General features: G+C 39.5%; 14 protein-coding genes and 4 pseudogenes. 9 read left to right on the forward strand and 9 right to left on the reverse strand.

Going from position 1 to position 13,685, the window contains the following annotated elements:
- Positions 1-229, forward strand: a 229-nt coding sequence (locus ADF68_RS11600; RefSeq protein ID WP_049549395.1) for an LPXTG cell wall anchor domain-containing protein, incomplete at its 5' end; no start/stop codon positions are given.
- 240 nt (positions 230-469) lie between these two features.
- On the forward strand, positions 470-1,753 hold the full coding sequence (gene tig, locus ADF68_RS08270; protein ID WP_049549396.1) for a trigger factor: 1,284 nt from the start codon (positions 470-472) through the stop codon (positions 1,751-1,753).
- Between the two features lie 47 nt (positions 1,754-1,800).
- On the opposite strand, the gene ADF68_RS08275 is transcribed toward tig, so the two are convergent.
- From ADF68_RS08275 to rnhC, 3 genes are all read right to left on the reverse strand, one after another.
- Entirely contained in the window at positions 1,801-4,167 is a 2,367-nt protein-coding gene (locus ADF68_RS08275) for an ATP-dependent RecD-like DNA helicase (RefSeq protein WP_049549397.1), read from the reverse strand.
- A gap of 99 nt (positions 4,168-4,266) precedes the next feature.
- Positions 4,267-4,881: a signal peptidase I gene (lepB, locus tag ADF68_RS08280; protein WP_049549398.1), complete on the reverse strand. Its 615-nt coding sequence runs from the start codon at positions 4,879-4,881 to the stop codon at positions 4,267-4,269.
- 3 nt (positions 4,882-4,884) lie between these two features.
- Positions 4,885-5,766: a ribonuclease HIII gene (rnhC, locus tag ADF68_RS08285; RefSeq protein ID WP_049549399.1), complete on the reverse strand. Its 882-nt coding sequence runs from the start codon at positions 5,764-5,766 to the stop codon at positions 4,885-4,887.
- A gap of 87 nt (positions 5,767-5,853) precedes the next feature.
- Between rnhC and ADF68_RS08290 the strand changes: the two genes are divergently transcribed.
- The 3 genes from ADF68_RS08290 (at position 5,854) to ADF68_RS08300 (ending at position 9,149) form a co-directional block, all read left to right on the forward strand.
- Positions 5,854-6,156, forward strand: a complete 303-nt coding sequence (locus ADF68_RS08290; RefSeq protein WP_049549400.1) for a hypothetical protein — start codon at positions 5,854-5,856, stop codon at positions 6,154-6,156.
- Positions 6,153-6,701, forward strand: coding sequence for a CvpA family protein (locus ADF68_RS08295; protein ID WP_049549401.1), 549 nt, complete (start codon positions 6,153-6,155; stop codon positions 6,699-6,701). Before ADF68_RS08290 ends, ADF68_RS08295 begins: the two co-directional genes overlap by 4 nt.
- A 111-nt stretch (positions 6,702-6,812) precedes the next feature.
- Positions 6,813-9,149 carry an endonuclease MutS2 gene (locus tag ADF68_RS08300; protein WP_049549402.1) on the forward strand — a complete coding sequence of 779 codons (2,337 nt, stop codon included), beginning with the start codon at positions 6,813-6,815 and terminating at the stop codon, positions 9,147-9,149.
- 28 nt (positions 9,150-9,177) lie between these two features.
- On the opposite strand, the pseudogene ADF68_RS08305 reads toward ADF68_RS08300, so the two are convergent.
- Positions 9,178-9,426 (reverse strand): annotated as a pseudogene (locus ADF68_RS08305) (transposase); the annotation flags it as partial.
- A gap of 105 nt (positions 9,427-9,531) precedes the next feature.
- Positions 9,532-9,639 (reverse strand): annotated as a pseudogene (locus tag ADF68_RS10980) (IS630 family transposase); the annotation flags it as partial.
- Here ADF68_RS10980 and ADF68_RS11280 point away from each other — a divergent pair.
- The 3 genes from ADF68_RS11280 to ADF68_RS08315 all read left to right on the forward strand — a co-directional run bounded on the left by ADF68_RS11280 (position 9,627) and on the right by ADF68_RS08315 (position 10,604).
- Entirely contained in the window at positions 9,627-9,797 is a 171-nt protein-coding gene (locus ADF68_RS11280) for a hypothetical protein (protein ID WP_193388990.1), read from the forward strand. The pseudogene ADF68_RS10980 and the gene ADF68_RS11280 overlap by 13 nt on opposite strands.
- Positions 9,798-10,010: 213 nt before the next feature.
- The gene (locus ADF68_RS11105) at positions 10,011-10,115 is read left to right on the forward strand and encodes a hypothetical protein (protein ID WP_161800101.1); all 105 of its coding nucleotides are present in this window, start codon (positions 10,011-10,013) and stop codon (positions 10,113-10,115) included.
- Between the two features lie 183 nt (positions 10,116-10,298).
- On the forward strand, positions 10,299-10,604 hold the full coding sequence (locus tag ADF68_RS08315; RefSeq protein WP_049549403.1) for a hypothetical protein: 306 nt from the start codon (positions 10,299-10,301) through the stop codon (positions 10,602-10,604).
- A gap of 46 nt (positions 10,605-10,650) precedes the next feature.
- On the opposite strand, the gene ADF68_RS08320 is transcribed toward ADF68_RS08315, so the two are convergent.
- Positions 10,651-12,312 (reverse strand): N-acetylmuramoyl-L-alanine amidase, encoded by a 1,662-nt coding sequence (locus tag ADF68_RS08320; protein WP_049549404.1) that lies wholly within the window; start codon positions 12,310-12,312, stop codon positions 10,651-10,653.
- A 110-nt stretch (positions 12,313-12,422) separates the two neighbouring features.
- A complete protein-coding gene (locus ADF68_RS08325; protein ID WP_065426697.1) occupies positions 12,423-12,776 on the reverse strand; it encodes a DUF3397 domain-containing protein in 354 nt (117 codons plus the stop codon).
- Between the two features lie 251 nt (positions 12,777-13,027).
- Here ADF68_RS08325 and ADF68_RS11285 point away from each other — a divergent pair, with 251 nt between their 5' ends.
- Positions 13,028-13,165 carry a hypothetical protein gene (locus ADF68_RS11285; RefSeq protein ID WP_186823224.1) on the forward strand — a complete coding sequence of 46 codons (138 nt, stop codon included), beginning with the start codon at positions 13,028-13,030 and terminating at the stop codon, positions 13,163-13,165.
- On the opposite strand, the pseudogene ADF68_RS11725 reads toward ADF68_RS11285, so the two are convergent.
- Both ADF68_RS11725 and ADF68_RS08330 read right to left on the reverse strand, forming a co-directional pair.
- Positions 13,154-13,246: pseudogene (locus ADF68_RS11725) on the reverse strand (IS5/IS1182 family transposase); the annotation flags it as partial. The gene ADF68_RS11285 and the pseudogene ADF68_RS11725 overlap by 12 nt on opposite strands.
- Positions 13,247-13,350: 104 nt before the next feature.
- A pseudogene (locus tag ADF68_RS08330) lies at positions 13,351-13,685 on the reverse strand (transposase family protein); the annotation flags it as partial.

A 13,685-nucleotide genomic window follows, 5' to 3' on the forward strand; every position in this document is an offset into this window, starting at 1 on the left:
GAAACCAGTAACTCCAGAGAAACCAGTAACTCCAGAGAAACCAGTAACTCCAGAGAAACCAGTGACTCCAGAGAAACCAGTAGCTCCAGAGAAACCAACCTCTGCAAAAGAAAATACTCCTCAGTTGCCAAATACTGGTACTGAAGATCGTACTAGCTTAGCAGCACTTGGACTTCTTGGAGTAATGAGTGGATTTGGACTTGTAGCTCGTAAGAAAAAGGAAGATTAGAATAAATATTTAATCCTATTGAAATTACTTTGGACTAGATGATCGAGTCTATAGCATTAAGAGGGCAAACATTTTAAGAATGTTTGTCTTCTTTTTATATAATGGATTGAACCTAGAATAGTACGCGCCAAATCACCCAAAATGTGTTTTAGCCAGATTTGTCTGCATTACTCTAGATTTTATTTATAGAAAATGTTATAATAGACTGTATTTAAAAAAATTTTAAGGAGAAATGACAGAATGTCTGTATCATTTGAAAACAAAGAAACAAATCGTGGTGTCTTGACTTTCACTATCTCTCAAGACCAAATCAAACCAGAATTGGACCGTGTCTTCAACTCAGTGAAGAAATCTCTTAATGTTCCAGGTTTCCGTAAAGGTCACCTTCCACGCCCTATCTTCGATAAAAAATTTGGTGAAGAGTCACTTTATCAAGACGTTATGAATGCTCTTTTGCCAAACGCTTATGAAGCAGCTGTAAAAGAAGCTGGTCTTGAAGTCGTTGCACAACCAAAAATTGATGTAACTTCAATGGAAAAAGGTCAAGACTGGGTTATCACTGCTGAAGTTGTTACAAAACCTGAAGTAAAATTGGGTGACTACAAAAACCTTGAAGTATCAGTAGATCTTGAAAAAGAAGTAACTGATGCTGACGTTGAAGAGCGTATCGAACGTGAACGCAACAACTTAGCTGAATTGGTTATCAAAGAAGCTGCTGCTGAAAACGGCGACACTGTTGTCATCGACTTTGTTGGTTCTATTGACGGTGTTGAATTTGACGGTGGAAAAGGTGAAAACTTCTCACTTGGACTTGGTTCAGGTCAATTTATCCCTGGTTTCGAAGACCAATTGGTAGGTCATTCAGCTGGTGAAACTGTTGATGTTATCGTAACATTCCCAGAAGACTATCAAGCAGAAGACCTTGCTGGTAAAGAAGCTAAATTCGTGACAACTATCCACGAAGTAAAAGCTAAAGAAGTTCCAGCTCTTGACGATGAACTTGCAAAAGACATCGACGAAGAAGTTGAAACACTTGCTGAATTGAAAGAAAAATACCGCAACGAATTGGCTGCTGCTAAAGAAGAAGCATACAAAGATGCAGTTGAAGGTGCAGCAATTGATAAAGCTGTAGAAAACGCTGAAATCGTAGAACTTCCAGAAGAAATGATCCACGAAGAAGTTCACCGTTCAGTAAATGAATTCCTCGGAAACTTGCAACGTCAAGGTATCAACCCTGACATGTACTTCCAAATCACTGGAACTACTCAAGAAGATCTTCACAAACAATACGAAGCAGAAGCTGAGTCACGTACCAAGACTAACCTTGTTATCGAAGCAGTTGCCAAAGCTGAAGGATTTGATGCTTCAGAAGAAGAAATCCAAAAAGAAATCGAGCAATTGGCAGCAGACTACAATATGGAAGTCGCTCAAGTACAAAGCTTGCTTTCAGCTGATATGTTGAAACACGATATCACAATCAAAAAAGCTGTTGAGTTGATTACAAGCACAGCAACAGTTAAATAATCTTAATAAACAAAAATCCCACCTGATTAGGTGGGTTTTCTTATGCTTTATTTTCCGAAAAACTCCTGCAGGTCATCTTGGCTAATCCCAATCATGGCTGGGATACTAGACCAGTTGTCCTCGGTTAGGATGTAGGATTGTTCAGTGTCTGTAACTGGTGTAGCTTCAGTAGCTGATTTACTAGTTCCATCAGTTGATTCTATTAAGTCGCTGAAACGCTCAATCAAATAGGTCTTACGAGCTGTTCCGATGTGCTGAGTTGCATAGTCAAAGGCCTGTAATTCACCTAGTAAGATAAGTTTGCTTTTGGCTCGAGTGATGGCAGTGTAGATGAGATTACGCTCTAACATGCGCTTGCTTGCACTGGTAATAGGCAGAATAACGACGGGAAACTCGCTACCCTGAGACTTGTGGATACTCATGGCATAGGCTAAGCGAATCTTGTACCATTCATTTCGAGGATAGGAGACCTCATTGCCGTCAAAATCAATCATCATTTCATCTTGCTTGGACTCGGTGTATTTTCCTGGAATCAAGTCTGTGATATAGCCTAAGTCTCCGTTAAAGACATTGACCTCTGCATCGTTGACTAGGTGAATAACCTTATCTCCTGTTCGATAGTGACACTGAGGAGCTTCAAAGCTAAGCTGGTCTTTTTGTGGAGGATTGAGTAGGTCTTGCATGAGCTGGTTGATGGCATCAATACCAGCAGTTCCACGGTACATAGGGGCAAGAACCTGAATGTCGCGAGCAGGAATGCCACTTCTGATAGCAGCACCTAGGATTTTTTCAATGCTAGCAGGTATATGGTTACTAGCGATTTCAAAGTAGGAGCGGTCTGCTTTTTTCTGGGTAAAATCTGCAGGTAATATTCCCTGGCGAATCTGACTTGCAAGAGTGACGATGGTTGATTCTTCGCTCTGACGGTAGATTCTTTCCAAACGTGTTTGAGGGATGGTTGGTATCTGGAGTAAATCTGCTAGGACTTGACCAGGACTGACAGAAGGCAGCTGGTCGCTATCACCCACGATGAGAATTTTACTGTTTGAAGAGATGTTGGAGAAGAGCTGGTTGGCCAGCCAAGTATCTACCATGGAGAATTCATCCACGATGATAAAGTCAGCATCCAGATAATCTTCTAGATGGCTGGTGTCATCGTCTCCAGTCATGCCCAGGTGGCGGTGAATGGTAGCGCTTGGTAGACCTGTCAATTCATTCATACGTCGAGCAGCTCGACCAGTTGGAGCAGTAAGAAGAATCGGCAGATTGCTTTTTTTCCTGAGGTCAAGTCCTTCTAAAAGGGCATATACAGCGATGATACCATTGATAACAGTTGTCTTACCAGTACCAGGTCCACCTGTCAGGATAAAGATCTTGTTCTGGATAGCATCGCAGATAGCTTGTTTTTGAATACTATCATACTCAATTCCCAGCTCTTCCTCGACAGTAGTGATATGTTTTTGAATGGTTTTTAAATCCTGGCTCTTCTGTTTTCCTTTTTCAAGGATACGAACCAAGTGACTGCGGATGCCTTCCTCAGCAAAAAAGAGGCTATTATCAAAGATTTTGGTATCAATCTGCTGGACCTTATCTTCTTCAATCAGATAAGCAAGTTCTTGGGCAACTTGACTAGGCTCTAGTTCGACTGGACGAGAGGATTCCAGAAGGTTGAGGGTTTGCTCTAACAAGTCTCTAGCTTCCATATAGGTATCTCCCGTCTCCATGCAACCTTGAAAGAGACTATGGACAAGACCCGCACGGAAGCGCTCAGGAGCCTGGCTTTCAATTCCCAGTTCTTGGGCCAATTGGTCAGCAATGGTAAATCCCAAACCCTTGATATCCTCAACTAGTTGATAGGGATAGTTCTCGACAATATCTAGGGTTTCTTCCTTGTAAAAGTCTTGAATCTGAAAGGCTAGCTTATTTGGGATGCCGTAATTAGCAAGTTTGGCTAAGACCATCTCTGTTCCGTAATTAAGACGAAGGGTTGAGACAAAGGCTTCACGATTTTTAGCAGAGAGGCCAGAGATAGACTGGAGCTTGTCTGGATTTTCTAAGATTTTGTCAATAGTGTTTTCACCGTAAATATCCACGATTTTCTGGGCTGTTTTGAGTCCAATTCCCTTAAAATGACTGCTGGAGAAATACTTGACCAAGCCCTTACTAGTCGGCTTGGCTCTCTCATAGCGAGTAATTTGTAGTTGTTCACCATATTTGGAGTGTTGGACGATTTGTCCCCAAAAGGTGTATTCCTCTCCTTCAATGATATCAGCCATGGTACCTGTGACAATGATTTCATAATCATCAAAGTCTTCAGCATTGGTATCCTCAATATCTAGAAGTAAAATACGGAAAAAATTGCTGACATTTTCAAAAATAATGCGTTCAATGGTGCCTGAAAAATAAACTTCCATAAAATTCCTTACAATAGTGTCTGAGAAATCTATCCCAGACTTAGTCAAAATAGAATGAGAAGAGGCTGAGATGGATAATTCTCGGCCTCTTCCTAGTTTTTAAAATGTTCCGATACGTTTGAGTGGCCAGAAGCGGAATTTGGCTTCACCAGTGATATCTTTTGCCTTAAAGGTACCAACATGTCGACTGTCGCTAGATACCAGACGGTCATCACCTAGGAGGAGATATTCTCCTTCTGGAACAGTGAAGGTGAAGCTAGTGTTGTAATTAACATCTAGGGTAAAGGCCTGAGCCTTTTGAGCTAAAGCTCTAAAGTATTCGCCCTTTTTGCCGTCCCAACCACTTCCAGTATAAGTGCTTTGGAGTTTATCTTCCTTGAAACGCTTAAGGTATTCTGCTAAATAGGGCTCATCAGTTTCTTGACCGTTAATATAGAGTTTATCGTTGTCATAACGAATGGTATCTCCTGGCATACCGATAACTCGCTTGATGATATCCTTGTTTCCATCCTCTTCATGGGCAACTACGATATCAAAACGGTTGATTGGAAGATGTTTGACAACGAAGAGAACTTCTCCATCGGCTAGGGTAGGGTCCATAGAGTGTCCTTCTACACGGACATTTCTCCAAAGAAACATCCAACTAAGAGCAACAAGAGTAATGAAGAGGATAAAACTCCCCCACTCTTTTAAAAATGATTTAAAATATTTCATAATTTACCTTTCTAGCAGTTTTTTTGCTTTTTCAGTGTTTTTGAAGTGAAGTTTGGCGCAGAAGTTAAGTCCCTGCATACCATAAGCTTGAAGGATTTGGCTAGCTACCTTGTCAGAAGCCGTTCCAGCCCCACTTGGAAGTTGGTAACCAAGTTCTCGTCCCAGATTTTCTAAGTTTTCCAGAAAGAGATCACGCGCAATGATAGAGCTTACTGCGACTGCTAAGTATTTGCTTTCTGCTTTTTCCTCCAGACTAACTGGATTGGAAAAATGATTGGCTTCATTTTTTAAGTACTTTTCATAGTTTTGAGCACTAGTAAAAGCATCAATAACAATCTTTTCTGGCTGGACTCCCTTTTGGAGAAGGAGAAAAATGGCTTGATTGTGAAGAGCTACCTTGACAGACACAGCATTGTAACGTTCACCAATCACCTCATTATACTTGGTCGGTGACAGGAGGAGTGCTTGATGCTGAATTTTTTCTTTGAGAATAGGCGCAATCTGACGAATTTTCTGGTCGGTCAGGGTCTTAGAATCTCCGACACCAAGTTTTTGTAAGAAGTCATGCTGGTCAGGAGTCACAAAGGATGCTACTACAGCCAGACCACCAAAGTAGGAACCATTTCCTACTTCGTCAGTTCCAATCATCGGAAAGTTTTGTCCACTAGCTACTGGCCTGACCTGATAACCAAAAAAGCTGGCGTAACGTTCAGCAGCTTCTCCTTGCAAGAGCACTTTTCCTGATGTGTAGATGGAAACACTTGCCTGCGGAAGCTTGAAAAAGTAGCGAATATAAGGATTTTTACTAGGAGTCAGTGCTTGTTCATATTTCTGAACAAAGGCTTGGATTTCCTTTTCGCTCGGAGTTAATGTAATACTTGCCATAATTCTTATTGTACCATAAAAGCCGTAGAATTGGTAAAAACTGACAAATTTAGTGAAATTTGGTATAATATCGTGAGGTGAATTTTTATGGCAAATTTAAATCGATACAAGTTTACATTCGGAAAAAAAACATTGACCCTAACAACTGAGCATGACAACCTCTTTATGGAGGAAATTGCCAAGGTCGCAACAGAAAAATATGAAGCAATTAAAGAGCAGATGCCTGGAGCGGATGATGAGATAATCGCTATTTTATTAGCAGTCAATAGCTTGTCAACCCAACTCAGCCGTGAGATTGAATTTGATGATAAGGAACAAGAATTAGACGACCTTCGTCATCAACTTGTAGCGACTAAACAAGAGCATAGCAAGATTGAGGATTCCCTATGATTTCCGTCTTTCTTTTATTGGTTCTGGCTTGGAGTTTTTATATCGGTTATCGTAGAGGTTTGGTTCTACAGATTTACTATTTTGTAGCAACTTTGATTTCAGCTCTTCTTGCAGGAAATTTTTATCAATCTTTAGGGAAACAATTTGATTTGTTGATTCCTTATGCCAATCCCCAGGAAGGGCAGGGTACCTTTTTCTTCCCATCTGACCAGCTCTTCCAATTGGACAAGGTCTTTTACGCAGGTATTGGCTATCTCTTAGCCTTTGCCGTATTTTACTGCATCGGTCGTTTGATTGGACTCTTTTTTAACCTAGTACCAACCAAAAAGTTAGGTGGCAAATATTTTCGCATCGGTGCAGGAGTCTTATCAGTTGGAGTGACCTTATTTGTCCTCCAGATGATACTGACCATTCTTGCGACTGTTCCTTTACAAATTGTTCAAAATTCACTTGAAAACAGTTTTGTAGCTAAACATATTATCCAGAGTGTTCCCGTCACTAGTCATGTGATTAAACAACTATGGGTAACCAAAATAATCGGATAAAAAGGGCGGGAATTATTCCTAGCCTTTTGTTTACAATTCCAAAAGTTAAGGAGACTTTTGGAAAAGAGTGAGAATTTTAAAAATTGTTCGCTCATAACGAAGGAAAAGAAAATGAATAAAAAAATACTAGAAACATTAGAATTTAATAAGGTCAAGGCTTTATTCGAGCCTCATCTTTTGACCGAGCAAGGACTAGAGCAGTTGAAAGAACTTGCTCCGACTGATAAAGGAGACAAGATTAAGCAAGCTTTTGCAGAGATGGAAGAAATGCAAGAACTCTTTGTCGAACATCCTCATTTCAGCATTTCTGCAACAAAAGACATTGCTGCAACCTGCAAACGTTTAGAAATGGGAGCAGATCTCAACATCGAGGAATTTCTCCTTCTCAAACGCGTCATTTTTGCTAGTCGTGAATTAAAGAATTTCTATGACAATCTTGAAAATGTACGTTTAGAGCATCTAGCTAACTGGTTTGAGAAACTTCATGATTTCCCGCATCTGCAGGGTAATCTCCAAGCCATCAATGAAGCTGGATTTATCGAAAATTTTGCTAGCGAAGATTTGGCTCGAATCCGCCGTAAAATCCATGACAGTGAGAGCCAAGTCCGTGATGTCTTGCAAGATCTTCTAAAACAAAAGGCCCAGATGTTGACGGAAGGCATCATCGCTAGTCGAAATGGTCGCCAAGTTCTTCCAGTAAAAAATACCTATCGTAACAAGATTGCTGGGGTCGTTCATGATATTTCTGCTAGTGGTAATACTGTCTATATCGAACCGCGTGAAGTAGTCAAGCTAAGTGAAGAAATCGCAAGTCTTCGTGCAGACGAACGCTATGAGATGATGCGCATCCTCCAAGAACTCTCTGAAAGAGTAAGACCTCATGCAGCTGAAATCGCAAATGATGCTTGGATTATTGGACATTTGGACCTAATTCGTGCTAAGGTCCGATTTATCCAAGAGACGGAGGCAGTAGTACCTCAAGTATCTGAGGGACAGGAGATTCAACTTCTTCACGTTCGTCATCCCTTGGTGAAGAATGCTGTTGCCAATGATGTGCATTTTGGTCAGGATCTAACAGCTATTGTCATCACTGGTCCCAATACTGGTGGTAAGACCATCATGCTGAAGACTTTAGGTTTGACGCAGTTGATGGCCCAGTCTGGTCTGCCAATTCTAGCCGATAAGGGCAGTCGAGTAGGGATTTTCGAGGAGATTTTCGCAGATATCGGAGACGAACAATCCATTGAGCAAAGTCTGTCAACCTTCTCTAGTCACATGACTAATATCGTAGATATTCTTGGTAAGGTCAATCAAAACTCGCTCTTGCTTCTTGATGAGCTTGGAGCAGGAACAGATCCCCAAGAAGGTGCAGCCCTTGCCATGTCAATCCTAGAAGACTTGCGCTTGCGTCAGGTTAAGACTATGGCAACCACTCACTATCCTGAACTCAAGGCCTATGGTATTGAAACGGCCTATGTTCAAAATGCAAGTATGGAATTTGATACAGCTAGCCTGCGCCCAACCTATCGCTTTATGCAGGGAGTTCCAGGTCGAAGCAATGCCTTTGAGATTGCTAAACGTCTAGGTTTGTCAGATGTTATTGTAGGTGACGCTAGTAAGCAAATTGACCAAGACAACGATGTTAATCGTATCATTGAACAATTGGAAGAGCAGACACTTGAAAGCCGAAAACGTCTTGAAAATATTCGTCAAGTCGAGCAAGAAAACCTCAAGATGAATCGTGCCCTTAAAAAACTTTATAACGAGCTCAATCGTGAGAAGGAAACAGAACTCAATAAGGCGCGTGAGCAAGCTGCTGAGATTGTTGACTTAGCACTAGCTGAGAGTGATGATATACTTAAAAATCTTCACAGTAAATCTCAACTGAAACCGCACGAGATTATCGAAGCCAAAGCTAAGCTCAAAAAATTAGCACCTGAAAAAGTTGACCTTTCTAAAAACAAGGTCCTCCAAAAGGCTAAGAAAAAACGAGCTCCAAAAGTTGGAGATGATATTATCGTTTTAAGCTATGGTCAACGTGGTACCTTGACCACTCAACTCAAGGATGGTCGTTGGGAAGCACAGGTTGGCTTGATTAAGATGACCCTTGAGGAAAGAGAGTTTGACTTGGTTCAGGCTCAGCAAGAATCACCAGTCAAGAAAAAACAAGTTAACGTGGTCAAACGGGCAGGTGGTAAAGGAACACAGGCTCGACTAGACCTTCGTGGCAAACGCTACGAGGAAGCTATGGAAGCCTTGGATGCCTTTATCGACCAAGCCCTACTCAACAACATGGCTCAAGTTGATATCATTCATGGTATCGGGACAGGAGTCATCCGTGAAGGGGTAACTAAGTACCTACAAAGAAACAAGCAAGTCAAGAGCTTTGGCTATGCACCACAAAATGCTGGAGGTTCTGGAGCGACTATCGTTACCTTTAAGGGTTAAAGTAAAATGAATGAAAATTTGATCTAGATAAACTACATCTACCTGTAAGATAATCTGTTACAGCCTTTTCTTTTAACTCTGAAGTATATTTCTTCCAGCTATGGCTCTCCTTGAGCCCTTCTACACCCTCTGTTTGATACTTACGAATCCAATTTCTGATTGTGTCACCATTTACTTCAAATGCTTTTGTTAAAATAGATATTGACTTCCCTTGTTCAAGGTAAAGATGAACAACTTCTAACTTCTCCTCCACTGATTTCGGACCTCTTTTTGACATACGAAAACTCCCCCTGTAGTTTCTAGTGAAATTTTGTTTTTTCACTGTCCACTATAAGGGAAGTATATCAAACTTTAGTAGTAAGCAAAAGGGTGGGCAAAAATATTATAGCCAATTGAAACAAGAACAAGACAAGAGAGCCTCAAAAAAAGTATTGCAAGTTGGTAATACCTTTTTGAGGTGCTTCTTGATATGAGCCCATGTTTTCTCAATTAACTATAGAAGCAGATTCTAATTTTGAAGTCGAGTATGAAGGTAATTTAGAAGTTTATTTTTATAAAAAAGGTGGTGGAGTGTTTAGTGATAATTCTGAAAATGAATTAGATATTTATTGCAATAATGAACTCTTTGTGACTGTAATTTTAGAATAATAAAGTGAGTATAGCAAGCTATTATTAGTAGACTGTATAAATTTATGAGTAATAGGAAGTTGTGCAAGAACGTTGTTTTATTAGAAAATAAAGTAAATCTTTTTAGTAGAGGCTCAGAAATTTCTAGATGGAGATGCAGAGCAAGTCTACAAAAAGATTTCAACACCGGTAACTCCAGAGAAAGCAAACTATGCTAAAGAAAATACTCCTCAGTTGCCAAATACTGCTACTGAAGATCATATTAGCTTAGCAGCACTTGGACTTCTTAGAGTAATTTATGGATTTGGTCTTGTAGCTCATAAGAAAAAAGAAGGCTAATATTCTGATTAAAAAAGATTTGCTATTTGTCAACTATAGTGGGTGAAGAAAAATTCTGACCACATAGTCTATCATGTCTGCCACATAGACAAAAGCTATTGTTTGCGATTTTTATTTCTGTTATAGTTGTAATTGTTAAAGGGAGATAAAACTTCTTAACAAAATAGAAAATGAGGTCGTATTATGAAAAAAGTATTAGGTATCGGATTATTAGTCGTTGCAGCAGCAGTCTTGTATTTTGGCTTTGTTGGATGGCCGAGTTTGGATGTCAATATCTGGGCCCTCTTTCCAGTAGGTTTATTCTTATTCTTTACTCTTGAGAATTTGGTGAAAAAAGATTACAAGGCCAGTCTCATGAGCTTGACGATTGCCTTTATCATCGCTAATGCCATTCTTGATATCTTGCCACTTTCAAGCGGTTTGGTTATCGGTGCTGGAGTCTTGGCTTGCGTTGGAATTGGATTTCTTTTTCCTGAAGCCACCAAGTAAGAAAAATAATACAAAAAAATCTCGAGATTTTCTCGAGACTTTTTCTTTATTGACCTGCGTAATATTTTTGAATCCCTTTTACAATACCTGCAACCAATCTGTTTTGGTAGGCATCACTGCGGACTTGTTGATTCTCATTGAAATTGTCAATATATCCCAATTCCAATAGAACGGCTGGTTTATTAGTTTCTCGAAGGACAGCAAAACTACTTCGTAGACGACCTGCATCCTTAGCACCAGTTTCAGCTAATAGTGAAGAGTGGATATCTGCCGCGAGGCGATTGCTTTCACTGATTCTGTCAGGGTGGTTATGCCAGTAAGGATTGATCTTAGAAGGATAACCAGGAGCTTCTTCATAAGAATAAGTCTGGATTCCAGCTCTGTTTGAAGCTGGATTACCACTAGCATTGAAGTGAATACTAATAAAGATATCTGAATCAGTCTTATTAACCATTCTTGAGCGTTCGGTGACAAAGTCTACAAAGACATCGCTATCTCTTGAAGTTAGAACAGTGTAACCAAGGGCTTCAAGTTCCTTGCGTAGTTTTCGGTAAACTTGCATGTTCAGTTCTTTTTCGGTGATGTTATAATAAGATGCTCCAGGATCTTTACCACCATGGCCTGGATCTAGGAAGATGATATTGTTATATTTCCCCTTTTCAAACCCGTGGCTTGCAGAAGCTTCTCCAAGCCATTTTCCATCACTTTGAAATTGCTGGTTTTTCCCATCAATTTTATAGGTACCTGTAACATAGACTCCATTTTCATCTACATAGTAGCGAGCTTTATAGTAACTATCGTCAATCCATTCGCTCTTAGCCATGTAGCCACCTGCCTTGAGGTAGTATGAACCAATCCATTGACGTGCTGCATAAGTACCACCAGATTTCAAGTAGAACCAACTATCATAGTTTTTATCGAAAATCCATTCTTTTTCAGCCATAGCACCGCTAGCTTTTAGGTAGTAGCTACCTTGCCATTGGTTGTTTGCCATAGTGGCGTCTTTGTTAAAGTAGTACCAGGTACCACTAATTTTGTCCCACTTATTTTTGATTAATTTACCAGAAGCAGGGGCATAGTACCATTGTCCATCTTGTTTTACCCAAGAACTCTCAGCCATGGCACCACTATTAGTAAACAGATAGTCGTCAAAAATCGTGTTGCTGAGCATGACACCGTCTTGATCAAAATAGTACCAGACACCACCGATCTTTTCCCATTTTTGTTGAGAAATTTTTCCATAAGCATTAGCGTAATACCATTTGTCTTGGAGTTTACTCCAACCAGAATCAACCATAGCCCCACTACTAGTCAGAATGTACCCATCATAGATCGTATCGCTCAACATGATGCCATCTTTGTTGAAGTAGTACCATTTTCCGTGGATTTTTTTCCAGTTAAGAACAGGGGCATTATTTTCATAGAAGCGCCAGATATTTTCCTCTAATACCCAACCTTCTTTTTGAACTTCTGGTGCCTTGTCTTCTTCTTTCTTAGCTGGATTTGTCGTTTGATTGGCATTTGCTTCAGTTGAAGGTTCAGCTTCCTTGGCTGGGAGACTGTTTTTATCCACTTTGTCAGTAGAGGTTTCACTATGTGTTGTTTCTACTGGGGTTGACTGTACTTTGTTCTCCTCAGCATAGCTAAGGTTGGTTGTTAGACCAAAAACTGAAAGCGTAATGGCGCTTGCCAAGAGCGTTTTTTTCACTTGATTAATCTCCTATTTTTATTTTTTTATAATTTTATCAGAAAAGTGCCTCATATAGAACATTTAGTGACCAAGATTGATGTGCTGGTGGACTGTATTGCTATAGTTGACTATTTCATCACGAAAATTTGAACAATCATGATGATATAGATGAGCAGTGTTAGTAAAAATCCAGCTCGCCAAAAGAATTTAATAAATTTTGGATAATAAAAACTACGTTTTTTATTTAAGAAGAAAAAGACTAACACAATTGCTAGTATTGATAAGGCCGTTCCCAGTACTGGAAGTTGATTGTGTGTAAACATCTTAGCTGTAATCAAATAGTATTCAAAAATTAGAAAAGGAAAAGCTAAATCAGCAGCATTGATACCCCTTTTCTTTAACCTAAAGAGTCTACTTAAAATAATCGCCAGAGCCAAGGTTAGTACCAAAAGCAAGATGGAAGCAAGTTTCATTAAAATCATACCATTATTGTATCATAAAATTTTGAGAATAGAAAAGTAAATTCCTTGATTTATCACTGTTTTAGCAAAAAATCATTGGTAAGAAACAGATGTTATAATTCCTGCTTGAACAGAATGAATCATGTGTTCGATACAATGATAGTTTGAGTCCTCAATATAAATCTTTTTTATGTTCACCATAGAAAAGATATATTAGTCAGAGGAGAAGAATAGTAGTAGAATGAGTAGCAAATAAAACAAAGGAGTTTCTTATGAAATTAGTTACGTTATGGTCAAAACTCTCACTTGGTATCCAATTATTGGTGGCTTTGGTCTTGGGTGTGATTACTGCGGTCATCTGGCTACAATTTGTAGGCTTTTATAGATTTCCTGCGAAACTAAAATCCTAGTTCACAGTTGATAATGCCAGCAATCAAATTCATTCGTAATCCAAACCGTTTGCGTCGATTTCGATAGGTTGTTGAAAATATAGTAGATTGAATCTAGAATAGTACGCTACAGATTTTAAAACATTACTAGAAATTGATTTGAATTTCCTAATCTCTTTGTTCGCATCTTATTTCAATCCACTATATTTTAAACGTTTTTACTTTGGCAAAAATATTCTCAACCTTGATTCTCTCTTTAGATAGCGCATGGTTATAGGCTTTATCTTCAAGAGTTAGTGGCTTAAGTTTGCTTGATTTCCTCGGAGTTTGCGCTTGTGAATACATCTTCATGAGTCCTTGATAACCACTGTCAGCCAAGATTTTACCAGCTTGTTCGATATTTCTGCGACTCATTTTGAACAATTTCATATCGTGGCAATAGTTCACAGCTATATCCAAATAAACAATTCTCCCTCGGCTTGTGACAATCGCTTGAGCCTTCATAGCATGATATTTCTTTTTACCAGAATAATTGGCTAGT

Origin of the sequence: Streptococcus pseudopneumoniae (assembly GCF_001068775.1) — a bacterium.
In the GTDB taxonomy this organism is placed as follows: Bacteria; Bacillota; Bacilli; order Lactobacillales; family Streptococcaceae; genus Streptococcus; species Streptococcus pseudopneumoniae_N.